The organism is Rheinheimera salexigens, assembly GCF_001752395.1.
In the GTDB taxonomy this organism is placed as follows: domain Bacteria; phylum Pseudomonadota; class Gammaproteobacteria; order Enterobacterales; family Alteromonadaceae; genus Alishewanella; species Alishewanella salexigens.
The window spans coordinates 1,989,193-2,014,487 of sequence record NZ_MKEK01000001.1 but is presented as its reverse complement, the minus strand read 5'-3'; the positions used below and the strand labels follow the sequence as shown (position 1 = coordinate 2,014,487).

Annotated in this window: 21 protein-coding genes; 9 read left to right on the top strand and 12 right to left on the bottom strand. The window is 42.6% G+C overall.

Annotated features, from left to right (window positions below):
• Window positions 1–436 precede the first annotated feature (436 nt).
• Window positions 437–1,342, bottom strand: a complete 906-nt coding sequence (locus tag BI198_RS09190; RefSeq protein WP_070049286.1) for a hypothetical protein — start codon at window positions 1,340–1,342, stop codon at window positions 437–439.
• Between the two features lie 278 nt (window positions 1,343–1,620).
• On the opposite strand from BI198_RS09190, the gene BI198_RS09185 reads away from it, so the two are divergent.
• From BI198_RS09185 to BI198_RS09175, 3 genes are all read left to right on the top strand, one after another.
• A complete protein-coding gene (locus tag BI198_RS09185) occupies window positions 1,621–2,898 on the top strand; it encodes an MFS transporter (RefSeq protein WP_070049285.1) in 1,278 nt (425 codons plus the stop codon).
• A gap of 252 nt (window positions 2,899–3,150) precedes the next feature.
• Complete coding sequence (locus tag BI198_RS09180) at window positions 3,151–5,355, top strand: TonB-dependent receptor (protein WP_070049284.1); 2,205 nt, start codon at window positions 3,151–3,153, stop codon at window positions 5,353–5,355.
• A gap of 156 nt (window positions 5,356–5,511) precedes the next feature.
• Window positions 5,512–5,964 (top strand): hypothetical protein, encoded by a 453-nt coding sequence (locus BI198_RS09175; RefSeq protein WP_070049283.1) that lies wholly within the window; start codon window positions 5,512–5,514, stop codon window positions 5,962–5,964.
• A gap of 169 nt (window positions 5,965–6,133) precedes the next feature.
• On the opposite strand, the gene BI198_RS09170 is transcribed toward BI198_RS09175, so the two are convergent.
• The 9 genes from BI198_RS09170 to BI198_RS09130 all read right to left on the bottom strand — a co-directional run bounded on the left by BI198_RS09170 (window position 6,134) and on the right by BI198_RS09130 (window position 16,136).
• Window positions 6,134–7,915, bottom strand: coding sequence for an FAD-dependent oxidoreductase (locus BI198_RS09170; RefSeq protein ID WP_070049282.1), 1,782 nt, complete (start codon window positions 7,913–7,915; stop codon window positions 6,134–6,136).
• 254 nt (window positions 7,916–8,169) lie between these two features.
• Window positions 8,170–9,783 carry an alpha/beta fold hydrolase gene (locus BI198_RS09165; protein WP_070049281.1) on the bottom strand — a complete coding sequence of 538 codons (1,614 nt, stop codon included), beginning with the start codon at window positions 9,781–9,783 and terminating at the stop codon, window positions 8,170–8,172.
• Window positions 9,784–9,810: 27 nt separating this feature from the next.
• The gene (locus BI198_RS09160) at window positions 9,811–11,394 is read right to left on the bottom strand and encodes an FAD-binding oxidoreductase (RefSeq protein WP_070049280.1); all 1,584 of its coding nucleotides are present in this window, start codon (window positions 11,392–11,394) and stop codon (window positions 9,811–9,813) included.
• A 19-nt stretch (window positions 11,395–11,413) separates the two neighbouring features.
• A complete protein-coding gene (locus tag BI198_RS09155) occupies window positions 11,414–12,073 on the bottom strand; it encodes a hypothetical protein (RefSeq protein ID WP_070049279.1) in 660 nt (219 codons plus the stop codon).
• Entirely contained in the window at window positions 12,070–12,822 is a 753-nt protein-coding gene (locus BI198_RS09150; protein ID WP_070049278.1) for a DUF3108 domain-containing protein, read from the bottom strand. The genes BI198_RS09155 and BI198_RS09150 overlap by 4 nt, the downstream gene beginning before the upstream one ends.
• 34 nt (window positions 12,823–12,856) lie before the next feature.
• A complete protein-coding gene (locus BI198_RS09145) occupies window positions 12,857–13,330 on the bottom strand; it encodes a VOC family protein (protein WP_070049277.1) in 474 nt (157 codons plus the stop codon).
• A gap of 18 nt (window positions 13,331–13,348) precedes the next feature.
• Window positions 13,349–14,014, bottom strand: a complete 666-nt coding sequence (locus tag BI198_RS09140; RefSeq protein ID WP_070049276.1) for a hypothetical protein — start codon at window positions 14,012–14,014, stop codon at window positions 13,349–13,351.
• The gene (locus tag BI198_RS09135; protein ID WP_070049275.1) at window positions 14,011–14,919 is read right to left on the bottom strand and encodes a VOC family protein; all 909 of its coding nucleotides are present in this window, start codon (window positions 14,917–14,919) and stop codon (window positions 14,011–14,013) included. The genes BI198_RS09140 and BI198_RS09135 overlap by 4 nt, the downstream gene beginning before the upstream one ends.
• 449 nt (window positions 14,920–15,368) lie before the next feature.
• Complete coding sequence (locus BI198_RS09130) at window positions 15,369–16,136, bottom strand: GntR family transcriptional regulator (RefSeq protein ID WP_070049274.1); 768 nt, start codon at window positions 16,134–16,136, stop codon at window positions 15,369–15,371.
• Between the two features lie 264 nt (window positions 16,137–16,400).
• Here BI198_RS09130 and BI198_RS09125 point away from each other — a divergent pair, with 264 nt between their 5' ends.
• The 3 genes from BI198_RS09125 (at window position 16,401) to leuD (ending at window position 20,139) form a co-directional block, all read left to right on the top strand.
• Entirely contained in the window at window positions 16,401–17,990 is a 1,590-nt protein-coding gene (locus BI198_RS09125; protein ID WP_070049273.1) for an FAD-binding oxidoreductase, read from the top strand.
• A 128-nt stretch (window positions 17,991–18,118) separates the two neighbouring features.
• Window positions 18,119–19,522: a 3-isopropylmalate dehydratase large subunit gene (gene leuC / locus BI198_RS09120; RefSeq protein WP_070049272.1), complete on the top strand. Its 1,404-nt coding sequence runs from the start codon at window positions 18,119–18,121 to the stop codon at window positions 19,520–19,522.
• Window positions 19,522–20,139: a 3-isopropylmalate dehydratase small subunit gene (gene leuD, locus BI198_RS09115; RefSeq protein WP_070049271.1), complete on the top strand. Its 618-nt coding sequence runs from the start codon at window positions 19,522–19,524 to the stop codon at window positions 20,137–20,139. Before leuC ends, leuD begins: the two co-directional genes overlap by 1 nt.
• 173 nt (window positions 20,140–20,312) lie before the next feature.
• Here the strand turns inward: leuD and BI198_RS09110 are convergent, their stop codons facing one another.
• Window positions 20,313–21,497, bottom strand: coding sequence for a CaiB/BaiF CoA transferase family protein (locus BI198_RS09110; protein ID WP_070049270.1), 1,185 nt, complete (start codon window positions 21,495–21,497; stop codon window positions 20,313–20,315).
• Between the two features lie 234 nt (window positions 21,498–21,731).
• On the opposite strand from BI198_RS09110, the gene BI198_RS09105 reads away from it, so the two are divergent.
• The 3 genes from BI198_RS09105 to BI198_RS09095 are packed head-to-tail and all read left to right on the top strand — an operon-like array spanning window position 21,732 to window position 24,334.
• Entirely contained in the window at window positions 21,732–22,661 is a 930-nt protein-coding gene (locus BI198_RS09105; RefSeq protein ID WP_070049269.1) for a hydroxymethylglutaryl-CoA lyase, read from the top strand.
• A complete protein-coding gene (locus BI198_RS09100; RefSeq protein WP_083256593.1) occupies window positions 22,600–23,343 on the top strand; it encodes a glutathione S-transferase family protein in 744 nt (247 codons plus the stop codon). Before BI198_RS09105 ends, BI198_RS09100 begins: the two co-directional genes overlap by 62 nt.
• Window positions 23,344–23,359: 16 nt before the next feature.
• The gene (locus tag BI198_RS09095) at window positions 23,360–24,334 is read left to right on the top strand and encodes an NADP-dependent oxidoreductase (RefSeq protein WP_070049267.1); all 975 of its coding nucleotides are present in this window, start codon (window positions 23,360–23,362) and stop codon (window positions 24,332–24,334) included.
• A 24-nt stretch (window positions 24,335–24,358) separates the two neighbouring features.
• On the opposite strand, the gene BI198_RS09090 is transcribed toward BI198_RS09095, so the two are convergent.
• The gene (locus BI198_RS09090) at window positions 24,359–25,249 is read right to left on the bottom strand and encodes a hypothetical protein (protein WP_070049266.1); all 891 of its coding nucleotides are present in this window, start codon (window positions 25,247–25,249) and stop codon (window positions 24,359–24,361) included.
• Between the last annotated feature and the right edge of the window lie 46 nt (window positions 25,250–25,295).

Here is a 25,295-nt window from a genome sequence, read left to right as displayed (position 1 = left end):
GCTATACAGCGGTGGGTTTTGTATTGGCAGCTAAATCAATATTTAGATTTGGTGAATTGAATAAATCAGATGACCGAAGCATGACTGAGTATGTGCTTATTGGTTCATTGGTATCGGTGGTCATCACTACACTGGTAGGAACCTTAATATCACTTGGTTTGGATGTAACACTTAAGTGAGCATAAAGGCAGTTGGTGTATGTAAATTTTGTTAGTATTGCTGCATTTCTTCTTAATCTAGCTAAGCACAGCCAAATGAATGCGCCTTTTAAACTGCGTCATTACTAACAGGAAACCGTTAATGCCACTTTAAAAATATTTTTGCAACTCTGATGAGTTTGCAGTGATTGTGTTGCCGACTGGGCCGGTCAAAGTCAGGTTGTAGAGGAGTGGTATCTATCTGACTTTGCACAACACCTCCCGCAGGGTATTTCAGATTAGCAAGGTTGTAGTATATCAATAATGAACCCAGAAGGCGTAGACAGGGTTATTGCTAAAAACTTCTGGTCTAAATAGTCCATTTCCATGGGCGCCACGTCCGTAATATTTTCGATTGATAAATTATTAATACATTTTTTTAAATCGCTAACCACCACAGCACCACGGAAAAAGCCTATCGCGGGCGGTGCTGCTTTAGGGTACAAATTATTTCCCTCCACCTTTTCATATTTAATTAGCTCTGCTCTACCAAATCGATGACTTGCTTCGCCCAACAATTGCATGGTCAAACTTGCTCCTTTGGGCAGACCAATCATTTTCTCAATGTCCGGACCTTTTAGGCAATGACTGTCGAGCATGTCGAAGCCCAATGCAGTGTAAAACTCCGCCTCTTTATAAATATTTTCAACTATTGTGACAACCGAGGTAATACCACCAAACTGACGGGGCGTTAACGCCAGGGTCTCACCGACTATTTCGGTAAGCACTACATTGACATCATCACAACCCGCTACTTGCACTTCCCATACATCAAGCTTATCAATTGCGTAATGCACTGGTTCTGATCGAAGCGTATAGCCGGCTGCTTTGAGCTCAGCCACTCTATCATGGAAATTGACAACGTTAATATCAAGGTTTTTAGGGCAAAGATCGAAGGTTTGGGCACCGTGTCTAACGCTTTGTGAATGTTCAGTGAAATCTACTAACATAACTCGGCCACTCGGCGCAGATGGCGTTTCAAGGAGTACAAGTCCATTTATTGCATTAGGCTTGAGGGCCCAAAGTGTTTCTAATGCTCTACAGTCGCTCGCAGGTCTGTAGCTGAGTGAGAAGCCTAAGATATCGTGCCAAAGCTTCAATGAATCGTTAATGTTTCTAACGCCAACATATAAATGGTCATACATTACGTTTATTTACCTTTTTTTTAAATTGTTGAATTAGTCATGTAAAGCTCTGATTGTTAATGGTTTTTAAATCTGCACTGCGAATTCGCAAGGTCAAAATTCAACCCTTATTGATACATTAATATGACAATAACTCTAAAGCAACTATTGATTCTATTGACGTGATGAAATTTTGTCACTAGGGTGTTGTTTTATGATGCATTAAATAATACAGCATAATGCTTCCTTAACGCTTTAAGGGGCCAACCGCTCGGTTAAATACTACAAGGCTAATTGATATGAAAAGCAAATTTGAAGAATTCAGTACAGGTTGGAAAGTCCTATTTGCTGCATTTCTAGGCGTTGCTCTGGGCGCATCACCATTACCGTATAATATTATTGGATTTACCGTTGCGCCACTTTCACAAGAGTTCGGCTGGACCACTACCCAGATTGTTTTTCCAATTACCATTTTTGGTATAACTGCATCTTTCATGGCCCCGCTGCTTGGTTGGCTAGCAGATAAATATGGTGTAAGGCCTGTCGCTCTTTGGTCATTATTTGCGTTTGGCTTATCGTTCGCGGCCATTTCACTCACGCCGGCTTCTCTTCCGGTTTATTACGGCCTTTGGCTGATGGTAGGCTTGGTTGGAATTGGTTCAACTCCCGTCACATGGAGTAGAGCTATCAATATGTGGTTTTTTAAGAGTCGGGGATTAGCATTAGGTTTGCTACTAATGGGCACTAGCTTACCGCCGCTGTTTATTCCCCATATTGCAGTATGGGCCATAGAGAATGAAGGCTGGCGCAGTATGTTTTATATCGTTGCACTTTTCCCGCTGTTAATTGCTTTACCAGTTTGCCTATGGCTTTTCCGCGAGCCTACTGCTGATGAGTTACCTAAAGAAATTAAAAATGCCACAGGGAAGGTATCAGGCGTTACACTTTCTGTTGCGTTAAAAGACTACCGATTCTGGATTATTTGGGTGTCTATTATGCTTATTGCCATAGCATTTGGTGGTGCTTTCATTAACATGGTACCTATTTTGGCCGATCGTGGTTTTACACTTAGTCAAAGTGCGACGGTTATGTCTGCGTTAGGTATAGGCATTTTTTCCGGACGTATTATTACTGGTATGTTGCTAGATCGATTCTGGGCTAGTTTTGTAGCGTTTCCATTACTATGTTTACCGGCAATTACTGGCATCATTTTACTTGGCGATGACATTCTATTTCCTATGGTTATTATGGCCGGGCTTTTTTTAGGTTTTGCAGCCGGTGCCGAAAGCGACTTAATAGCCTATCTTTCAGGCAGATATTTTGGCATGGCAAACTACGGTAAAATTTATGGCATGTTATATATGGCATTTGGTATTGGCTCAGCTCTATCGCCGCTAATTTATGCCTATGTCCGTGACACAACAGGAAGCTACGATCAGATGATCTTTGCATCAATATTCTTGTTTATAGCCGGTGGTGCTTTACTTTTACTGTTAGGAAAATATCCAACTACATTTGGAGATGATCCAAGCAAAGAATTAGCTGCGACACAAATTCCTGAAGTGGCTAAAAGTTAGCCCAACATAAGCTAAGAGACTAAGCAATTTCAAACTGAGAAAGCCGGTGCAACAAACACCGGCTTTTTTGTCTTCATTATATTCAAAAAGCTGTTTTCAAAATACTGACTTGTTTCAAAAGTTGACTTATGCTTGACATTGCATAAAGATATATTAATGTGTCATTAGAGCTATGTGTTAAGTCTTACAAAAAAGCGTTCACAACAAGTGTTATTTAATAACAGCGAATCTACCAAGAATCAGGGAACCATTATGCAAACTCAGTTTAAATACCGTTACCTTCGCTACGCAATATTTGCCGCACTATGCGCTGGCACAACTACTTCCGTTTATGCACAAGAGCAAGAAAACCCTGCTGAAAATGTTGCAGAAAAAAAGGATGCTGGCATAGAAGTTATTAACGTAACCTCACAACGCCGCATACAATCAATTCAGGAAGTACCGCTTGCAGTTACCGGTTTAGGCGCTGACGCTTTAGAAATAAGACAGGTTAGCAACGTTCTGGACTTACAGAGTCAAGTCCCTAACATCAACATAGCCGCAAACACCGGTACGTCGAGTGGTGCGCGCATATTCTTGCGGGGTGTAGGTGAAGATGAATCACGAATTACTGCAGATCCAGCAGTAGGTATTTACGTTGATGGAATTTATATCGGACGTCAAGTTGGCGCATTGTTCGATTTAGTCGATTTAGAACGTATTGAAGTGCTGCGCGGTCCTCAAGGTACACTTTATGGTAGGAACTCAAACGGTGGCGCGGTAAAACTTATCTCTAAAGGTCCTGACTTGGGTGACAACTATGGTACGGCAAAAGTCACTATTGGTAGCCATGACAGACTTGATGCGCGCTTAACTGGAAATCTTGCAATTTCAGACTCAACCGGCATTAGAGCCACAGTACTAACTCGCAGCCGTGATGGTTTCCATACCCTTAATCCAAATGGTGACTTCGCCGAGTTTGCAGGTACAAATTTAGGCAAACAAAGTACTAAAGCGTTTAAAGCCAATTTGTTGCATGAGTTTAATCAAGACTGGTCTATGAATATTGGTATTGATCACACTGATGATGATTCTGATCCAAGTCCTGGCAGTACAATGGTCGGACGCGATGGCGACAATAATATATTCACTATTGAACCTATAAATGGAACAGTATGTAATGCTAATACACCTGTTGCTTTTTTACCGATGGGGTGTTTGACCAATCATTTTGCTGAGGTGAAAACTTCTGGCGTAACTTTGAACGTACTGGGCACTTTTGGCGACTATGATGTGGAGTTTTTAAGTGGTTATCGCACTATGGAAGACGACATGTTAAGCCGTGTCGGTTTTGTGTATAAACAACAAACTGACCAAGATCAATTCAGTCAAGAAATTACTGTATCTTCAAACTACACAGGTAACTTTAACTTTGTTACTGGTCTTTACTATTTCACCGAAGACGCGAAGATGGATACTGTATTTGTAGCGCCCTTTGAGCTAGGTCTTAAAACTGACGCACTCGCAATTTTTTTCCAAAGTGATTATAAGTTTTCTGACTACACCTTAACAACAGGCGTTCGTTATACAACAGAGACGAAAGATCTAGATGCGCTTGCAGTTTCGTCGGGCTTAAATAAAGTAGAGTCTCGTGACTTTAACAACACCAACTTTACTGTTGCTTTGAACCGTAAATTTACTGAAAATCTTATGGGTTATGTATCTTATGCGAATGGCTTTAAAAGCGGCGGTTGGTCACCAGACTGTTTTTCGTCAACTGCGTGTTTTTTACCGGTAGATGAAGAAACCATAGACACCCTTGAGTTTGGTCTTCGCAGCGACTGGATGGATAACCGTTTACGAGTAAACGCGACCTATTTCCTAAACGAATATAATGACTTGCAGATTGCTTCAACCGTACCTGGTGTAGGTTTTACCCGTTTTAACGTTGATGAAACCAAAACTTCTGGTTTAGAGCTGGAAGTTATCTATGCGGCCACCAAAAACTTGTCTTTTAACATAATTTTAGGAACCCTAGATGCAGAGTACTCTTCTGTCACGCTTGCTCAAGCGGGTGGTCTAACCAACTCGGGTTCATCACCTACGTGTAATGGTGTGGTGAGTATTGAATGTGCATTATCATTAGAGTTGAAAAATGCGCCAGATTACAAAGCTACATTAGGTGTAACCCATATAGCTGATTTAGATATCGGTACTATTGTGAGCCGTATTGACGCTACGGTAGAAGATGATTCATGGAATTTGGTGGCGAACGCCCCAGAAAGTGCGAAAACAAGCGTGGGTACCATGGTTAACGCTAGGGTATCTTTTGAACCGAATAGTTCGGCTTACAAAGTAGCTATTTGGGTACGTAACCTTGCTGATCATACCTATTCAGCGGCTTCAACAGCGAATAGTTATCAACAGTATGCAGCAGCGCCTTTGACATGGGGTGTTGATCTAGAATACCGTTTTTAAACCGGCATTAAACAGTATGAATACGCTTGATTGACCGTGAGTGAAAGGTTGGTAGGTTGGTCATCTTAGTAAAGGTAAGCAAATTTGCTTACCTTTACTCATTTGCCTCCAGCGCTTTTTTAACAATAAAGTTCTATTATCATTAAAGTAACCAATATGAAAAACCCTCTGCAACAGCTAATGCCCGAAATATTACAGCACAAAGGCGTATGGCGTGGCACCTACCGCCATATCGATATCGAAGGTAACATCATTGATGAGCATAATAGCCAGGTCGAATGTATATTCCCAGAGTCGGGCCCAGTGGTTTATACCCAGCGTAATAAATTTAGTTGGCCTTGTGGGCGAATATATGAGGTTGAATTTGATGGCGTTATTCGCGAACAAAAAATATTCTGGGATACGCCAACATTTTCAGGCTTCGGCTGGCAAGCAAGCCCGCATATTTTTTTGCTTGAACTAGAACGTAAAGACGAACCCGGTGCATGGTTTTACGAAAGCATAGTGATGGGTGACAGCGGCACGAATCGCGCTCGCACTTGGCATTGGTTTAAAAATGGTAAGTGCTTTAAACGCACTCTGTGTGATGAAAATTTAGTTGTCACTTAAGGTCTACATTTACATTTTTTTTAAGCCACTATAAACACTGAACTAAAACGCTTTAGTATTTGCTGGAAATGTACCAGTATAAAATATTAATTGTGTGACAATAAAAAGCCCTCGACGAGGGCTTTAATGTAGTGCTAAGCGTACAAGAACATGACTCCTTGGCCTCAGACTATGGATTAACCTTAGAGCTGGTCTGGGTAATTAAATAGTCAATCAATTGTTCAAGTTCTGGCTCTGTTAAACTTCCGCGGTAAATCATGCGCGTTCCCGGCACTACTTTTTCAGGTGTTTTTAACCATTCTCTTAAAATAGGTTTGTCCCATACAATGCTTGCACCTTTTAATGCTGGTGAGTAATTAAAACCTTCGCGGCTTGCAGCGGGTTGACCAAAAAAGCCATACAAATTAGGTCCTAACTTATGCGGTTCGCCTTCATTTAAAGAATGACAAGCCATACAGGTAACGAATAAGGATTTTGGGTCTATAGCAGCTGTGGCAACGGTATGTTTACTGTTATTGCGCAATATTTCACTCACAACTCGCTCTGATGATTCCATTGCGCCTTCCATGCCGGTGTTTGATAGTGCGGTGTGTTCACCAGCAAAATGCAAACGGCCATGGGGTGGGGCAATAGCATTGCCAAATTCAGTTATTTGTCCGGGTTTATATGCCGGCCAAGTACCAAGAATTAGTGGATCACTACTCCAGTCTACCACTTTTTGTAATGTTACTAAGCCTTCGGCTTTCGGGTAAATAGCGTAGAAAGTGTCTAACAAGGCCTTATCGCGAGCTTCGTTTTGCATGCCGCTAAAGTGTTCAGCGTTCGCACCAGTTAACCAAAAGGTTAAGTTAGTCACCTTGCCACTGTCGTCAAGCGAGGTAGCAAATATGCGCTCAATTTTTGTATCGGTCCACAGGCTTGGTGTTTGTTCGCCCCAGTAATCACCTGTTACAGTCAACTGCACGATTAAGGTTTTGCTGTAATCAATTTCATTTATGGCACGTTGCTGCAACGGCGGCAGAGCAGGTGTGATATTGATTTTACGCAGTGCTGTTAAGGGAATTGAGGATATAACATAGTCGGCCTCATATTTAGTGCCATCACTAGTTGTTACCACCACGCCTGCATCGCTTAATGCAATTGAGCTAACAAACTTCTCTAACAAGACCGGGCGTTTTAATTTTGCCGCCATTGCTTCTGGTAATCGTTGATTACCCCCTGCAATAGCACTTAGGCCGCCTTGAATATCACCAGCTTTAGCGTAGCTAGCGGCGGTTCTATAAAGCGCCAGTAAAGATGTAGAGTCTAAAGTATCACCGTAACTATTGGTCTGATTAACTAGCTGCTTACTGCGCTCGTCTAATCTCATACCGTCCAAAACGGTCGCAATGGCTACATCGTATTTTTGATATTCATCTTGAAGCCAATCACTTGGCTGTTGTAAAGGATTGCCACGCAGTGCAGCAAATATCATACTGCCGGGAGGGACGCGCTTAATAGGATCTGGAAAGGTGTTTCCAGAGAAAGTAGCCCAAGCTTGAGGATCTAAGAACTGGCCGTCAATATACAGCTGCATTGTTCGCATACCGCCAACTACGTCAGGTGCCGGTGTTAAGGTTAAGCCTAGTTTATTTGCTCGGTCTATGATGCGGGCATAATTCGCACTAATTGTATTACCGCCTGCTTCTGGCCGGCCTGGCACATCATCAAGGGTATAAATTCTGCCGCCTACTCGATTTTTGGCTTCTAAAACGGTTACTTTATAGCCTTGTTCTTCTAATAGCAGAGCACTGTTTAAGCCCGACAAACCGGCACCAATAACAATAACGGCTTCAGCGGCTGTAGGTGTTGCTTCTTGATTTTCAAGCTTTTTGTCGGAGCACCCACCTATAAACACTAGCGTGGCAGTTAAAGCGGCTAAACGCCAAGATGAAATTAAATTTATCAGCATAAGGTTATCCAGTTTTTTATAGTTGGTAACACCCAGTCAACATTAATCAAAGTTGAATGCTGAAAGTGTTTAGCCGACTTTTATATGTATTGATTACAATAAGCAAATCGAGTATTTCAGCATTGATAATTGTCAGTGTAATGAGTTTGAGTTGAGTCAAATTCATACTTGCTTGGTGAAATGTCTACTAACAAGGCGTTGCAGCTTTGGCAGTAGACAATAAAGTGAAATAGACAGTGTTTATGGACTCGTTGCTATAAAACAAATTGTTCATAAAGCGTTATAAACCAATCGTCTTTGGACGATGAAATTTTACGTAACTCAGTTGAAGCTGCGGCGCTTTGAAACGATGTTGAATACTGCCTAATATGGGGCGCGTTAATATCGGATATTTCCGTCTCAGACTCTAAGGTTAGTGATGTAAGCCATTCATCTTTTGCCATCAGTAACGTCTCTGCTCGTTTTTGAATGTCGTTAGGCTCTAACTGTGCCCCAATTATTTCGCGAGCATGCGCTCTGTCTCTTTTAAACCAAGGCGTAAAGAGTGTCTCCCAACGTGCAATTCTCCATGCTCTAACAAGATGAGACCCATCCCATTGCGGTGCTAACTCGCAATCGAATGACGCAAGATCTTGCCAGTCCTGCTTGCTAAGTTTTTGTTGAATATCTATACACATAGCTTGCTGGCAATACTTTTGCTTAAGCATTTCATTGGCAATTAATCCGCCAAGGCGCTCGCCAACTACTACATAATTACTCACACCTAGCGCCGCACAAGCTGCATGATAGCATTTTGCAAGCGAGCTAATTGTGTGTCCACTCAGGCTACTACAATCGTTAGAATAACCGTGGCCGGGTAGGTCAAAGCTTAGCGTGTTGGTGTACAGTTTCATTGCTTTTGACAGTCGGTTATAAATGTTGCTTGAATCACCCGAACCATGCAGAAAAACTAAGGTTGGTGAGTCAGACTTTTGCCAAGGATTACCTTGCCAGTATACTTGGCCTTTTTCAAATTCAACAAAACCGCAAGGGAGATCCGCTTGTGCTTTAAGCGTAACGTTATCGGTTTTGTTTTCATCAAATAACCGGCTAGCGGTCTCGTACATTTCTTCACGAGTTTGATAAATGTAGGGCGTTACGTGGTCAAGTCCTGGCCGACTAAGATGCTCTGTTAACACATCCTCAAAACTCGCTGCGCATATATAAGGGCTTTTGAGCAGGCCAATCCAGTTGCCGGGATTAAACTTTAGCGCCTCGGTATAAGGCTGAATGTAATTATTTTTTGATTTCAGCAAATCCATTACATTGGCATGACAGCCTTGTGCTGGAGAAACGTTATAATCCATTCTGTAGTGCGAACTGGCACGATGCCAAGGAAAAAACACAGTTTGCTCTTCCATCCGTGCCCACAGCCAAGTCATATGCGAGCCATCCCAAACAGGTTCAAAACTAGCTAGGTAGCCAATTAGACTTTCGCGCTCATCAGCTGACCAATTAGGCAAGCCATCAAAAAAGATACTGTTTGTTTGGTTGGGATATAGGGCAGCATAAGTACAGGCAATTGCTGCGCCTGTATGAAAACCGTAAATGCCGTGGCTTTTTATGCCGAGGGCGGCTACAAAACTATGTAGCGCAGATGCGTAGTCCACGATGGTGGTTTTTTCAGAGTTTGGTAAGGGATCAGACAAGCCGTTTCCGGGCGTGTCTGGGGCGATGACAATAAAGCCTTTTTCTGCGAGCACTTCGCATACGTGTGCCACGGCTCTAGCAGATTGCGGCGAACCGTGCAGTGCAAGAATGACAGGTCCCGTGTTACCCCATGCATGATAACTGACCGTTTTGCCATTAACGTTTACAAACTTTTTCATCACTCTGTATTCCTCGTTGTATGTGCTTTATAAACCCAGTACGCCAGGGTTAATCAAATTGTTGGGATCTAATGATTTTTTGATATCTTTGAGCAACGTGACTGATTCCGGATGAAGGGCGCTAATATAAGGATAGGTTTTACCTATTTGATTAGACGCAGCGCCCATATCATTAAATAAATTAATCAGCTCTGCGCGCACTTTTTCAACTAATTGGCGCGCTGCTAAATTTTCCTTTGGTTCGGGTATTTTGTTTTTTTTAATCGCGGGTGAGGTGTGATGCATGGGAAGCCAGGTATCTTTCCAACTAAACACCGGCTCATAGCTGAAACTAAAATTGGATAAAATTATCAGCAATCTTGATGCATCTACACCACAGCGTGCAAAGTCTGGCTTGTATTTATCGAGTATTGACTCAGCGCGGTTATACAGGGCAATGGCTTGAGAATGCGCAACCTTGGCATTTAGTGCAACCCAGCGTTCACCTTGCGGCCCTACAATTGAATCTAGCGGTGGAAACAAATTAGCTCTAGCGGCGCGGGGTATTGAATCGGGTAAATCGACACCTTGCAAGCCGTTGGCGATTTCTCTACAGCGCTGTAAGTCATGCTCTAGCGCGGCCGCACAATGTGCTGAACAGACTACATGTAGCGAGTGAATGCCATCACCGACAAAGCGTTTGCCGCTAATGGCTAAATTAATGCCTGCTTTTATCCCTTTAAAGGGATTGCGCTCTTGCTTGATGACCCTGAAAAAAGTGCTGACATCGGCAGTGAAGTTACTTGCAGACAACGATTCCTTGGTTTTTTGTGGGTCCATAACATAGGCTTCTTCAACCAATTCACAGCGGCCAATTTCTGAAAGTGCGGCAATCGCGTTTTCAACATCTTTAAAACCAAAAGAGGCGTAGCCATAATGCTGTGGAGCTTTTATAAGTTTTAAGGTCATGGCAGTTTTAATGGCAAAACTGCCAGAATCATGCACTAAAATACCCGTTAAATCAGGCCCAAAAGTACGATAGGCCGGTGATGTAGCATTAATTACAGAACGCTGACCGGTGCGCAATATGTCACCATTAGCTTTTACCGCGTCTATGTTGAGCACAATTTCTGCGGCGGTGCCATAGCGAGCACTGCCAAAAAACAGCGCGCCGTTTGAAAGCCCGCCACCCACGGTTGCACGCGCACCCGAAAAAGTGCCTAAAAAGGGCAGTCTAAGTCCAAGTGGTTGTAAAGCTACATAAATTTGTTTCCATGTTACGCCTGCTTGAACGCGTATATACATGTCTTGTGGGTTAATTTCTAAAATGTTATTTAGCTGGCTTAGATCAATCACCAGCGATTTTTCGACTGTGGGTGTGTAACCTTCTACATAGGTCAACCCAGCTCCCCTAGGAATAACATGAAATCCAAGCGAGGTTGCGCATGCCACAATTGCGCTCACTTGCGCTTCATTGTTTGGCACTGCAACTGCAGTGCATAATTTTCCTTTACGAAATAAGTCAGTAGAGTGCAATTCTCTAGAAGCTTGGTCTGTTAAAAACGTGGCGCCTTTCGCACTTTGTTTTAATGCTGCCAAATCTTCAGGTGTAGTTTCGTTACTCAGCGTCATAGAGCGTTGCACCTTCTGGTTAAACTGGCTTGAAAACACTTAGGTAGACAATGAGTGAAATAAATACCCAGAGTACGACTAATACCGAAGTTGCTTTTACATACGACGATTTAAGTGCTTTTTCATTGCTGGGCGTTGAACCTTCTTGTTCAATATTTTGCCAAATTGCAAAGTACTTAATAAGCGCGATACGAATACCAACGCCGCTAGATACCACACCTGCAAAGCAGATTAGCTTCCAAGAAAGCCAGCTTGGCATTGCGGTTGCGCTCACTAAATTATAAATTCCTGTACCAAGCAAGATCAGTATAAGAACATAGCGAGATACCCTGTCAATAAGTGCCAAAGTAGTGCCAACAGGGCTAAACCGCACATGATGTATTACTTCAACGAAAACCAGCCATGCGAGCATAAATGCTAAAAATGCCCAAGCGGTAGTTTCGCCGCCAGGAATAAAACCGTATAAAGCACCAAGCGCAAACCCCAAGCCTAATTGCAGCACAAGGGCATATCTAACATGCTGATCCACATTCATTAAGTGGACCATAAGTCGATTACGCTCGTTAAAAGGCATTCCTTGCGACCAAGACACATAGCGAAAGGTATTGTTTATTACAAGCTCAGAACCCAGCCAGTAGCCGAGCACCGCAATGTGGGCGACTAACAGCACACTAATCATGATGCGCTTCTTCCCACGGGTACAAACGACAACTCAGTAAGTTCATAATGGGTTTGCATGTAACCGCCCACCGTCGCTTTAAGTAAAATATAGTGTCCGTCTGCGGTACACCAAATATGATATTCAGGGTGTTCTAGGGGTAAGCCTGGTACATCCACTATTTTGAAATGTAAGGCCTCAAAGGTACCAGCGGTAACGCTGAGCGTTTCTTTGCCAACATATTCAATAGCCACATCTACTACAAACAGCATTGGGCCCGTGGCGCCTCTATGATCGGGTGACGAAAGGGGTAAGCCTTTAATCACTTGCGTGCCGGGCCCTTTGGATAGATCGTATTGACTCATTAGTAAGCCGTCGTTGACCATGGCGTGATTACCAAAAGCAGGTGCTTTTTTGGCTAGTTTTATCTTTTGGCTTAAACGGCCTTCTATCGAGGTTAAGGCCTCACACTCGCAACTATCATCGTCAAAGGTAAACCATGCCGAGCCTTTAAACTCATGACCCACTGAAATTCTAACAAAACAGTCTTGAGGCGTTAGGTCTGCATTCAAACCTGAAAAAACATCACGGGTTATGGCCGGCGCATCATCAATTTCGCCATGGGCAGATATTGTGCGTGACCCATTGCTTTGAATATCAATACGGAATGCTTCACGGCCTCGCTCTTGTTGCTCACGGCCCTCTTTTAAGCTGGTGTAATGAATTTTACCCACAATGGCAAAAGGTGCTTGTATATCTGAATTTTGCATAGCTATAGCTCCACAATGATTAAGTCGTTGATTATTAATTTGCAATAATTTGCAGCACACTAATAAGGTTGTTGTCAGGATCGAAAAAAATCATTTCTTTATAAAGTCCTGCTGGTGAGCCGGGTGAGGCAGTAGGCTTTGGATACTCAACTGGTGGGCATAAGAACGTTACGCCGTCGTTTTCTAACTGGCTGCGCAGTCGGTCAAAATGAGTGGTTTGAAAAACAGTCGCAGATTGTCCTAGCGCAATGCCGGTGGGCGGCTTTGGCATGGTTGGAATGTCAGTCTCACTAATAGCTATTAATGCAACAAGCGGTTGACCATTAGGCTCAGCAGCTAACAAAACAAATCGCAGTTTACAGCTACCAAGCCCCAGTAGGGCGCCTGCACCTGGGCCTGCAATTGTTTTATCATCGACGGTTATCAAACCAAGCCGGTCTTGATACAGCTTTAATGAAGCCGTTATATCCTTACAAAAAAAAGTCGCGCGGGAAAGACTAATGGGCATGACTATCTCCTTTCTTGATTAAAACATTGGCTTTGCAATGCCAACGCCAGCTTCAATTATCAGAACAAGCCAAATAGTCACCACCCAAGGGCGCATTCTATTTAGGCTGCTAATCATGGCTTGATTATCTTCATCGGTGTGGGTGTTGCTAAGTAGTTTTGTATAGGTATTGATAAAGCCACCCATATTAAGGCGGATCATTAGGCCGCAAAACACCATAAACGCAAAACCAAGCAGTTTAACGATTAGCCAAGGCGCTTGTGTTAGCTGTCCGTTGCTGTAGGCAAAAATGCAGGAGCCAATAATAATGGCAATAAGCGCCCAGCGAAAATATAAGTCGATACGGGTTAAGGTAGGGATGAACTTAGCATTGTGAGCAAAGTGTAAGGTAAGCACCATTGTAAGCCATAATGGACCTAGCAGAATAATGATGGCGAGTAACCACGGCTCATACTGTATGCCCATTTGATAGCTTAGGAGCCCAGCTACGGTAAGCGTTAAACTCATGCAAATACGCGGTAATAAATCACAATCAAGCATTATTTTAGCGGCCGTTAAACGGCCTGACTGACTACGGTTTGGGTCAACGACAAATTTACTAGAATAAAACACGCCTACGTCACCACCCAGCCAGTAACAAAACAAAATAATATGGATCAGTAACGTTATTTCATATGCACTCATTGTATTTTTCCTTGATGTTGGGTGTTTATCAGTTCAATTAATTCGCCGTTGGGTCCTTCAATGGTGGCGGTGATGCGACCATAATAAGGGGCTTCGGTTTTTGCGCTCGGTGGGTTAATAAACGCGTAATTTGCTGTCGCTAAATTGTCATATTCAAAGCTCACTAAAGCCACACCTGCGGGTAATCCTTGGTGGGGCTTGTTGATAGCGGCCGCTTCTAATGGATATTGATCAAGTTCTAGTAAGAACTGTGAAGGCATTTGAGCTAATGAAATATTATAAGTAGTCGCAACAGGCGCATTGTAGGCCTGTGACAATACGTCAATTTGATAAGGGTAGGGGCCTGCCACTTTATTCCCCAGCTGTTCTTGATAGAACGCTGAAGTTGCCGCTAAATCTCGGGTGCCAGCAACCATTATAAAAACGTTATCTACATAGCTTGTGGCCATGCCAAGGTCAAAGTTCGATTTAGCGGGGTCGAGTATGCGAGTAAAGTAAAGTAGTTCTTTATCAGGACCAAGCGCCTGAAACGCTTTAACATTTTTCTTTTCAGTGAGAAACGCGGGTTCGCCAATAATATTGAATTCAGTATTTCGTAGTTTTTCAGCCAACTCATCAGGGTTCTCGACTAATATTTCAGTCGCGCTCCAGCCTAATTGCCGCATTGGCATATAATTAGCTGCGTTAGGCTGTTCAATGAACCTTATAAATACAGGCTTTCCACTTTCGGGCTGCATAACGACATAGGGAGCGCCTGCAGCATTTTTTGCCCCCCAACTGGCGGCGAGGACTTCTGAAACAATACCTTTCTCTACCGTTTTATACGCTAGATGCTGCGTGTACACTGATTCAGAATGTTCAGCATTGGAAGATAAAATTGTCACCACCACAATAGTTTTAAGCATCTTTTAAACCTCATCTATATGATAAATAGGGTTAAATAATATATTTGGTAACCTAGACTTAATCACTTGCTACCAAGAACTATTAAATGCTGAGCCCTGACTTGCATTTATTAAAGTTATATCAATATAACTATAAAGCTATAAGTGTCAACTGCTTCGTTGAACTTATGTAGTAATGATTTGAATATTCTGCTTTAAGGTGTTTTTTGATGAAGAAAATGAGAAAGGTGGTAGTTTGTATCTATCTGTGGGTAATTTAGTGGCGCAGGTATACACACACAAGCTAAGAAGGGTATTGTTGAGTACAAGGGTTATGCCGTTAAACCAATTTAAATTCTCTAGTGTAATATTTACAAAAAAAAGCGCATTTAAGCGCTTATTTATTACTCTAACTTCGGTTGAAGTCTAGTTTATGAATAACTCGATTTATAAACACTTACCAACTGGCTTTAGGGTGTTAAATCCATATAATATTGGAAACGTTCGGGATGATATCGAGCATGTAAATAATCGACTAAATTTCCATTGTTATCAAAAGATCGCCTAATTAAAGTCAATAGCGGGAAACCCGGCTCAACGTCTAGCGCTTTTGCAATCTCAACACTTGCGGCTTCTGCGCTTAGCATTTGCTTCACGTGTTTTATATCTATACCGTTCATTTCAAAAATTTGTAGTCTTGTTGTGCTTTCCAACATATCTTTATCAATATGGTTATCTAAGCCTTTACTCCAACTTGAATAATAAGCGAATATTTCTTTGTCTTTGCCTCTGCTTCTTACTCTTTTCATTTGCAATAGCGTTTCTGTGTCCTTCAACTTAAATTCTGCCGCAATTTCTTTAGGAGGAAGGGTAAAAGCGGTGTCTAAAAGCTTAGCATGTGAGTGCTGACCAAGAAATTCAAGCTCTTGGAGCATGCCAATAAGTGGTGCTTTAATGGGTTTAGGTTCATATTTATGCGTAACGTGAGTGCCTTTAGCGCGTTTACGCGCGACTAATCCTTCGGCAGAAAGCTCGTCTAAAGCGCGTTTAGCCGTGATCCTAGAAATATCAAACTTTTTTGAAAGCTGAAGCTCAGTTGGCAACTGCATACCATCGTCAAGCGTACCGTTTAAAATATTCTGTTTCAGTAACTTGTAAAGTTGATAGTACAGCGGCGTAGGTGACGAGTCGCTAAGCGTAGTATCGGTCAGAAAAGAAAATTGAGAGTCTAGGGACATGGAAAGTAAACACTCCAAAAAGATGAATAATATTTAATAAATGGTTCAATGTAACAGAAGCCTTTAACAAAGAGCACTTTTTTATAGACAATTTGGAATGTTTAGTTCAAACCAGCATTAATTTGTTCTCAAAGACTTTGACATTTATCAAAATGCACAATTTGAAAGATGTTAAATGTTAGTTAAACCGTGACTTAAAGGTCTATTGATAATACATTATAGTTAATGATTTTAATTAATCTACTAAATGTATAGGAAGTTATTATGCCTGCTCACGCTCAAAATAAAATAAGTATCGTTTACGACGCTCTTAAAGACGTACTAGGTGCATCGAATTTACTGATTGACGAACACTCGCGTAGCTTATTTGCACAAGATGTTTTTACCAAAGATAAAATGGCCTTGGCGGTAGCAAGGCCCACGAGTAAAGACGAGTTGTCAGCAGTACTAAAAGTGGCTCAAGAATATGCATTAACCGTTGTGCCAAGGGGCGGCGGTATGTCTTACACCAGTGGTTACGTTCCGGCTAAAGACGATACCTTGATTATAGACATGGGCTTGATGAATAAAATCTTAGAAGTCAATAAACAAGACATGTATGTCACCGTAGAATGTGGATGTACTTGGAAAAAGTTACATGAAGCATTAAAAGGTAGTGGAGTACGCACACCATTTTGGGGCACGTTGTCAGGATCCTTTGCAACGGTTGGCGGCGGACTGTCTCAAAATTCGGTGTTTTGGGGAACTGGACAGCACGGCACTGCAGCCGATTCAGTTGTGGGCTTAGAAGTTGTGCTGGCCGACGGTAGTGTTCTGAAAACGGGTGCGGGCGCGCAAATTAATAGCAGTCCATTTTTTAGACACTATGGGCCTGACCTTACCGGTTTATTCACGTGCGATGCCGGTGCGTTAGGCTTTAAGGCTCATGCTACTTTAAGATTAATTCCCGAAATGCCAGCGAAAGGCTATTTAGCCTTCGATTTTAAAACCGCAGATGACGCAATTGACGCAATGAGTGAAATATCGCGCAAGGGCTTAGCAGCGGAGTGTTTCGGATTTGATCCCTATTTACAAGCGCAGCGCATGAAGCGAGAAAGTTTGAGCAAAGATATAAAAGCCTTAGCGGGCGTTATGAAATCATCAGGATCGGTTTTAGGTGCACTTAAAGACGGCGCTAAAGTTGCTCTAGCGGGCCGCGGTTATATGAAAAACGTGGTCTATTCAGTACAGATTATTGTTGAAGACAGGATACCTGCAGGTGTTGATGCCCGATTAGCCGAAATACGCCAAATAGGCAGCAATTTCAACGGTCGTGAAATAGAAAATAGCATTCCTAAAATTACGCGCGCCAATCCGTTTGGGCCGGTGAATAATATGCTTGGTCCTGAGGGTGAAAGGTGGGTTCCCATTCATGGCTTATTTCCTCACTCAAAAACAAAGCAAGCCTTTGTCGCCATAGGTCAAGTTTTTGAAAAGCATAAAGATTTGATTGACAAGTACAGTATAGGAACAGGGCATTTATTCGCAGTGGTTTCAACCAACTGTTTTATAATAGAGCCCGTGTTCTTTTGGCCCGATGCTATTACCGAAATTCATAAGGAGTATGTTGAGTCAGATCATATCGCTAAATTCAAGCGCTTTGATGAAAACTTAGATGCGCGCAACGCGGTGCAACTATTACGCTCGGAAATTGGCAAAGTATGTAAAGACATAGGTGGTGTGCACATGCAAATAGGCAAGTCTTATCAATATAAAGAAGGCATAGAGCCTAATTCGTATCAGCTAGTGCAGGCGCTTAAAAAAGTACTCGACCCACAAGGCCGTGTTAATCCGAATGCCTTAGGTTTGGAATAAAAATTTTGCGTATTCGAGGCTTTGTACCTCATATATTCTATTGGGGAGCGGGCTTACTCCATAGAACCTCGGTACAACCTTGTTGGGCGACACAGATAGAAAAGAATTCATAATCGTGGGTAAAAAATATGGCTAACACATTATTTGAAAAAATTTGGCAACAGCATGTGGTCAAAAATCTAGAAGGTGATACATCGCTGTTGTATATAGATAGAATTTTTTTACACGAACGCACCGGCTCCATTGCCCTTAAAAGCTTAAGTGCAGACGGCCGCAAAGTTGTTAATTCTGATCAAGTATTCTGCACTATGGATCATATAGTAGACACATTTGTAGGACGTAACGACAATACCTTAATGCCCAGCGGCAAAGATTTTATTGTTGCCACACGAGAAGCGTGTGCTGAGGCAAATATTAAATTATTTGATGTCAACGATCCACAACAAGGCATTGTGCATGTTATTTCGCCAGAGTTAGGCATTGTTCAACCTGGCTGTACCTTGGTTTGTCCCGACAGTCATACCTGTTCACAAGGTGCTTTAGGTGCCCTTGCATGGGGCATAGGCTCAAGTGAAGCCGAACACGCCTTAGCGACCAAAACCTTACGTGTTACTAAACCAAAAACCATGAAAGTCGAGTTTGTGGGAGAGTTAGCGGATGTCGTATCAGCTAAAGACATGATCCTACATTTAATTGGACAATATGGCGCTGCCGGTGGCGCAGGTTACGTGATTGAGTTTTGTGGTCCAGCCATTGATAATTTAGAGATAGAGGCAAGATTAACGCTGTGTAATATGGCGGTGGAGTTTTCCGCATTTTCGGGATTAATTGCGCCCGATGCAAAAGCCATAGCATATTTACACAATAGACCCTATGCACCTAAAGGTGAACAATGGGAGCGTGCAGTAGAGTATTGGAAAACACTATATTCCGACAGCCAAGCCACATTCGACAAAGTCATCACCATTGACTGTGCCGATATAGGCCCAACTATTACGTGGGGAACAAGCCCCGAGCATACCTGCTCTGTTAACGGTGTAGTGCCCGAAATTAGGCTAAACGATAATGGCTTACCAGACCAATCCTATATTCGTGCCATGGACTATATGCAGGTGAGTCCTAATATGCGACTAAGTGATTTAGCCATTGACGCTGCCTTTATTGGTTCGTGCACAAACAGCCGTATTAGTGATTTAAGAATAGCGGCAAAAATATTAAATGGGCGCAAAGTGGCATCAGGCGTTAAGGCCATTTGTGTACCAGGTTCAACCTTAGTGAAAAAGCAAGCTGAGCAAGAGGGCATTGATAAAATATTGATTGAAGCGGGTTTTGAATGGCGCGAGTCCGGTTGTTCTATGTGTTTTTACGCCGGTGGTGAAAACTTTGGTTATCAAAAAAGAGTGGTAACGAGCACTAATCGCAATTTTGAAAGCCGTCAAGGGCCTGAAACGCGATCACATTTAGCCAGCCCTGCAACGGTTGCCGCGTCTGCAATTGCCGGGCATTTAGCCGACCCAAGAGATTACCTATAATGGATAAATTTACCCAACATATAGGCGTAGCAGCCGCATTATTACAAGCTAATATCGATACTGATGTAATTATTCCTTCGCGCGAAATGAAACGTGTTTCCAAGCAGGGACTGGGTGATGGTTTATTTGCTAATCGGCGCTATACATTGCCGGGAAGTCGAGAAATAAACCCTAGCTTCGTGCTCAATAAGCCTGAATATGCTAACACCAGCATTTTACTATCAGGCGCTAATTTTGGCTGTGGCTCGTCTAGAGAGCATGCGGTATGGGCGCTTAAAGAATACGGTATAAGAGCGATTATTGCTGAAGGATTTGGTTCAATATTCTATAATAATTGCATACGCAACGGGCTGCTACCCTTAGTGCTGACAGAAAAAGAAATTGCAGCTTTAGCAGACTTTGTTTCGTCCGATCCACAGTCTAATCGTATTAACATCGATTTAGAAAATCAAAAAGTAACAGCAAGCCCTGGTAAAATTTTTAATTTTTCAATTAAACCCGAACAAAAAGAAATGCTGATACACGGGCTTGATGCAATCGCGTTGACGTTGAAATTGAGCGCCGAAATAAGTGCATTTCAACAGCAGTATATTAAAACTTATACTTGGTTGAATTAAGCCCTAGCTAAGGGCTACTGCTGTAAAATAGCAATTAGTACAAGCTCAGTCATCAGCTTTAGAACAGGCAGAGACTGAGTTTGTTAGATGGTATCTTCGGGCCTAGGGTGTCGCTTTAGCGGAATGCCTGCAACATTTGCAGGCTGAGTGAATTATGGTTTCTAATTGAAAATTTAGTCTCTCACTACACCTAGCTCAATCAGTTTATCTATTTGCGCTTGATCAAAACCTGCTTTTTGCAATGTAGCAATTGAATTACCGTGGTCACTTGGAATATCTTCTCGCAGAGTAAAGCGTTCATTATCCATTTCCAAGGGTAATCCAGGCAGTTTGGTTTTGGTACCGCACGGTAATGTAACGTTAACTAAGCCGCCAGCGTTTAGGTGTGGATCGTCAAACAAGTCTGACGGCTTATTTATAGGCGCAAACGGTAAGCCTGACTTTTCCAGTTTAGCCATAAGTTCGGACTTTTCCATAGTGGAGAATAAGCGAATAATTTCAGGCAATATTTTATCTCGCTGGGCAACTCTTCCATTGTTAGCATCTAAAGATTTATCAGCGGCAAATTCGGTAAATCCAAAGGCCTCACAAAACACCCGCCACTGGGTATCACTTACTACACCCAAAAACACTTGTTCGTTATTTGCACAATCAAAAATGTCATATATTGCCCATGCAGAACGGCGCACAGACATGGGCGGGGGAGCCTCACCCGTTACCATTTGCTGGGCCATGTGTTGACCTACCATAAAGGCGGTGGTTTCGTATAACGAACTGGTTACCATTTTGCCTCGTCCGGTTCTGTGGCGTTCTTCAAGTGCCGCCAATACGCCAATAGCGCCAAACATACCGCCGGTTATATCAATAACAGATGAGCCCGCGCGCATGGGTTTGCCGGGTAATCCGGTCATATAAGCTAAACCACCCATCATTTGGGTCACTTCATCTAACGCTGTGCGATGTGCATACGGGCCGCTTAAAAAGCCTTTTAATGAACAATAAATCAATTTTTGGTTTAATGCAGACAAGTCTTTGTAGCCTAAGCCTAATTTGTCCATGGCTCCAGGACGAAAATTTTCTAACACAACATCCGCGCCTTCAATAAGAGACAGCGCAAGCTCTAGGCCTTTATCAGACTTTATATCTAAACGCAGACTTTTTTTATTGCGGTTATACATTGAGAAATAACCAGCACCTGAGCCTTTTAAGCGTCTTGTGTTGTCGCCAGTTAAGGGCTCAATTTTAATAACATCAGCGCCTAAGTCAGCCAATATTAAACCCGCAGCAGGCCCCATAACCATATGGGTAAATTCGATAACTTTAAGGCCAGCTAAAGGCAACTGTTTTATTGTGCTCATAAGTGGATCATTCCTTGTTGTGTAAATCACGTATAAATAATGCTGATAGTAATTACGTCTATATTTAAGTTTGCATTATTTTATTTTAAGCATAACAATATAACAATATAGCAATGAGGTTTAATTTAACAAGTTTAAAATTGTTAAATGTCAATTTGTTAAATATCAATTTAAAACAAACACTCAAGTGATAATGTCCATTTAAATTAATGTTGCGTTAAAAGGAATGTAGTGATGGCAAAATTCGATATTGAAATTAGTGAAGTAGGTCCGCGCGATGGCTTGCAGAGTATTTCTGCGATTATGTCAACCGCAGACAAAATGGCCTGGATAGACGCTTTGGTCGCCGCCGGTATTCCTGAAATAGAAGTAGGTTCGTTTGTTCCTGCAACGGTGTTGCCTCAGTTGGCCGACACGCATCAATTAGTTGAACATGCTAAGCAGTATAAAGGCTTGTCGATTGCCGTTTTGGTGCCTAATCTACGCGGCGCTCAAAATGCCTTAAAAACCTCTCCAACTAAAATGAGCATACCGCTGTCGGTGAGTGAAACCCACAGTTTGCGCAACGTTAAACGCACGCATAAACAAATGCTAGAAGAGGTTGCCAATATAGCCCAGTTTATTAAATCTTTGCCAGTTGAAAACAGGCCTAAATTTGAAGGTGGCTTAGCAACCGCATTTGGTTGCACAATTGAAGGCAGCGTAAGTGAAGATAAGGTGGTTTCGTTGGCGGTTGCTCTAATGGAGGCAGGCTGTGACGAAATAGGTTTATCCGATACCACAGGCTCAGGAAATCCGGCCCAAGTGCAAAGGTTGATTAAAAAGGTGTGGGCTGAGGTGGGTAAAAAAAACCTAAGTGGTATTCACTTACATAATACACGGGGTCAAGGCTTAGCCAACGCCCTTGCTGCCATTGAAACCGGTATTACCACTGTGGACTCTTCAATGGGCGGCATAGGTGGGTGTCCGGCAGCACCAGGAGCAAGTGGCAATATAGTTACCGAAGACTTAGTGTTTATGTTAGAGGCTATGGGGCTACGAACGGGTATTAACTTCGATAAATTATTTGAAGCGCGTGAAATTTTGGCCAAAGCGTTACCGAATGAACCACTTTATGGCTTTACGCCAAATGCAGGTTTACCAAAAGGTTTTAAATACGCATAAGGAAAACATGATGCGCTTTATCAGCTTAGATCATTCACCGTTCGCGGCAAGGGTTAAAACACAAATTCTGCATAAACAGTTGCCGATAGAGATAATAGCGCCTGCACATGGCTTGCGCACGCCTGAGTTCTTAGCGGCTTTTCCGCTAGGTAAAATCCCTTTGTTGGAGCTAAACAACGGTGATTATTTGCCTGAGTCGACTGCAATTATGGAATATTTAGAGGATATATATCCTCAAACCTCATGTAGGCCAGAAGATCCGATTGATAAAGCAAAAATGCGTGTAAGTATGGCTTACGGTGATACGCATCTTATGCCAGCAATAATGCCTTATTTTAGATCTTTGCTAATGCCTGAATATGAATTTGATAAAACAGAGCAATTTGAATTGCTGAGCCAAACACTTGGCAAGTTTGAACGTTGGCTGGTTATAAACAACTGTAACGATAGAGGGTTTTATAAAGCCAATATCGATTTGGGCGACATGGCACTCTTCCCTATCATGTGGTTCGTAAAAACCATTATTCCCATGTTTCATACCCAAAACGTATTTGCGGATGTGCCTGCTATACAGCAATGGCAGATTTGGATAGATGAAAACGCAGCGGTGCTAAGCGTCACACAATCAATGGATACCGCATTTCATGCATTCTTAAAATCAAGGCAAGTAACAAAAAAATGAAAAAAATACCCAAGTTATACTCAAATCTACCCCTGAAGGCGAACCAGGCGTCAGCAACTTTGCCTTAACTGAATTAGCAATTCCTGTCTTGAGCGACAAACAAGTGTTATGTAAAACGCTCTATTTATCGCTCGACCCTTACATGCGCAGTCAAATTTCAGGGCGTCATATATCGGGATCCATAAAGCCCGGAGACGTACTTCATGGTGAAACCGTTAGTGAGGTCGTTGAGTCGCTTGATGAAAACTATAAAGTAGGCGACAAAGTAAGGTGTATGGGGGGATGGCAAGAATATTCAGTGCACAGCGCTAAGGAACTGACGAAGGTTAGTGAGAAAATTGCGCCATCATCGTACGCTCTTTCTGTACTAGGCATGCCAGGGCTTACTGCTTACGCCGGCCTTGTTTGGCAAGCCAAGCCAAAAGCTGGCGATGTTGTGGTGATCCCCGCAGCAACCGGCGCGGTTGGTTCAACTGCTGGGCAGTTGGCAAAAAGCTTAGGCTGTAAAGTGATTGGCATAGCCGGCAGTGATGAAAAGTGTGCCTATGCAAAAGAGCAACTTGGCTATGATGAATGTATTAATCGGCGCACCGAAGACTTAGCCAGTCGCTTAGACGAATTATGCCCCAAAGGCGTCGATATTTACTTCGATTTGGTTGGCGGTGAAATACTTAACACGGTATCGGCAAGACTTGCCGTAGGCGCACGCGTAATATTGTGTGGCCTAATGGCTGAATATAATCAAAAAGAAAGAATAGGTGGGCCGCCGCCCGGTTTTTGGATACGCTCGCGCGCCACGGTTTACGGCTTAGTGGTATATGACTATGAACATCGCAGACAAGAGTTTATTGATGCCTGCTTGCCATTAGTCAATAACGGTAGCTTAAAGACTCGCGAAGATATTGCAAAAGGCATAGCGGCTGCACCCGAAGCATTTTGCCGCTTAATGCAGGGTGCTAATATGGGGAAAGCGCTTGTTCAAGTGAGTTGAATTTGACGCAAAGGGCGCGTTAATTTATGCGCCCACTAACTCTATTAACTCGCCTGCTGCGCCTTTTAACATAATGATTTTACTGCCCGGATAATAAGCATTATTAGTTTGGGTAATCGTAACTTTAAACTGTGCCGCAATCTCGTCTATATTTTTAACAACACAGGTCACCATCGCAATTCCCGAAGGCAAAGAGCCCTCGTTATTAATAATAGGTTGCGCCTGAGGCACTTGATCAATTTCAAATAAACACTTGCCATCTAATTGCAGCGTAGCCACTTGGTATTGATGCTCAATGTCTTTGTTCCACGCGCTATTTAAAATGGTAATTTTTGTATCAAACTTTAGGCCTGCTTGAGCCTTATTAATAGATTGATAAAAAGCCAAACTATCGTCTCGGCTAGGCGTACACAATACAGGAATAAACAGGCCCGACGTTCTAGCGCTAGTCATGGGTAATTCAAAGGGCGGCACCGGGCGCTCAATATGGGTTAAATAAGTTACTTCATTGGCAGGGCCTACCACTTGCATTGCTTTAATGGCATCGCTTACTTGCAAATAAGCCGGTTCGCCAATAATGGTGAATGCCTTTGTATCAATTTCATTTCGTATAACATCCACATCGGCAACGTTGGTTTCAAGTGACATCCAGCCGTGTGTTTTGAGAGGTAAATGGCTATGACTGTTTGCATCTTCAACCAGTCGAAGCCAAGCTTGACCATCAGATGATGCCAATACGTGCGTTTTGTTTTGGCGCAGCTTAGGCGTATTCCAGCATTGTATTTGCGTCTCATCTAACACGCCTTCGCTTACCAAAGAGTAACCAAGGCCGTTTTGATAAGCCTGACTCACTTTATCAATGTTTTGGCATAATAATGTAGCCCCTACAACGGGTCCTAATTGTCTTTGTGTCATATATTTTTCTCATTGAATTGCGGCAGAATTGATAAATTGAAATTTA

Excerpts from the sequence above, each read along its gene's own strand:
- BI198_RS09190 (WP_070049286.1), bottom strand. The coding sequence starts at position 1,342 with ATGTATGACCATTTATATGTTGGCGTTAGAAACATTAACGATTCATTG.
- BI198_RS09185 (WP_070049285.1), top strand. The coding sequence starts at position 1,621 with ATGAAAAGCAAATTTGAAGAATTCAGTACAGGTTGGAAAGTCCTATTT.
- BI198_RS09180 (WP_070049284.1), top strand. The coding sequence starts at position 3,151 with ATGCAAACTCAGTTTAAATACCGTTACCTTCGCTACGCAATATTTGCC.
- BI198_RS09175 (WP_070049283.1), top strand. The coding sequence starts at position 5,512 with ATGAAAAACCCTCTGCAACAGCTAATGCCCGAAATATTACAGCACAAA.
- BI198_RS09170 (WP_070049282.1), bottom strand. The coding sequence starts at position 7,915 with ATGCTGATAAATTTAATTTCATCTTGGCGTTTAGCCGCTTTAACTGCC.
- BI198_RS09165 (WP_070049281.1), bottom strand. The coding sequence starts at position 9,783 with ATGAAAAAGTTTGTAAACGTTAATGGCAAAACGGTCAGTTATCATGCA.
- BI198_RS09160 (WP_070049280.1), bottom strand. The coding sequence starts at position 11,394 with ATGACGCTGAGTAACGAAACTACACCTGAAGATTTGGCAGCATTAAAA.
- BI198_RS09155 (WP_070049279.1), bottom strand. The coding sequence starts at position 12,073 with ATGATTAGTGTGCTGTTAGTCGCCCACATTGCGGTGCTCGGCTACTGG.
- BI198_RS09150 (WP_070049278.1), bottom strand. The coding sequence starts at position 12,822 with ATGCAAAATTCAGATATACAAGCACCTTTTGCCATTGTGGGTAAAATT.
- BI198_RS09145 (WP_070049277.1), bottom strand. The coding sequence starts at position 13,330 with ATGCCCATTAGTCTTTCCCGCGCGACTTTTTTTTGTAAGGATATAACG.
- BI198_RS09140 (WP_070049276.1), bottom strand. The coding sequence starts at position 14,014 with ATGAGTGCATATGAAATAACGTTACTGATCCATATTATTTTGTTTTGT.
- BI198_RS09135 (WP_070049275.1), bottom strand. The coding sequence starts at position 14,919 with ATGCTTAAAACTATTGTGGTGGTGACAATTTTATCTTCCAATGCTGAA.
- BI198_RS09130 (WP_070049274.1), bottom strand. The coding sequence starts at position 16,136 with ATGTCCCTAGACTCTCAATTTTCTTTTCTGACCGATACTACGCTTAGC.
- BI198_RS09125 (WP_070049273.1), top strand. The coding sequence starts at position 16,401 with ATGCCTGCTCACGCTCAAAATAAAATAAGTATCGTTTACGACGCTCTT.
- leuC (WP_070049272.1), top strand. The coding sequence starts at position 18,119 with ATGGCTAACACATTATTTGAAAAAATTTGGCAACAGCATGTGGTCAAA.
- leuD (WP_070049271.1), top strand. The coding sequence starts at position 19,522 with ATGGATAAATTTACCCAACATATAGGCGTAGCAGCCGCATTATTACAA.
- BI198_RS09110 (WP_070049270.1), bottom strand. The coding sequence starts at position 21,497 with ATGAGCACAATAAAACAGTTGCCTTTAGCTGGCCTTAAAGTTATCGAA.
- BI198_RS09105 (WP_070049269.1), top strand. The coding sequence starts at position 21,732 with ATGGCAAAATTCGATATTGAAATTAGTGAAGTAGGTCCGCGCGATGGC.
- BI198_RS09100 (WP_083256593.1), top strand. The coding sequence starts at position 22,600 with ATGAACCACTTTATGGCTTTACGCCAAATGCAGGTTTACCAAAAGGTT.
- BI198_RS09090 (WP_070049266.1), bottom strand. The coding sequence starts at position 25,249 with ATGACACAAAGACAATTAGGACCCGTTGTAGGGGCTACATTATTATGC.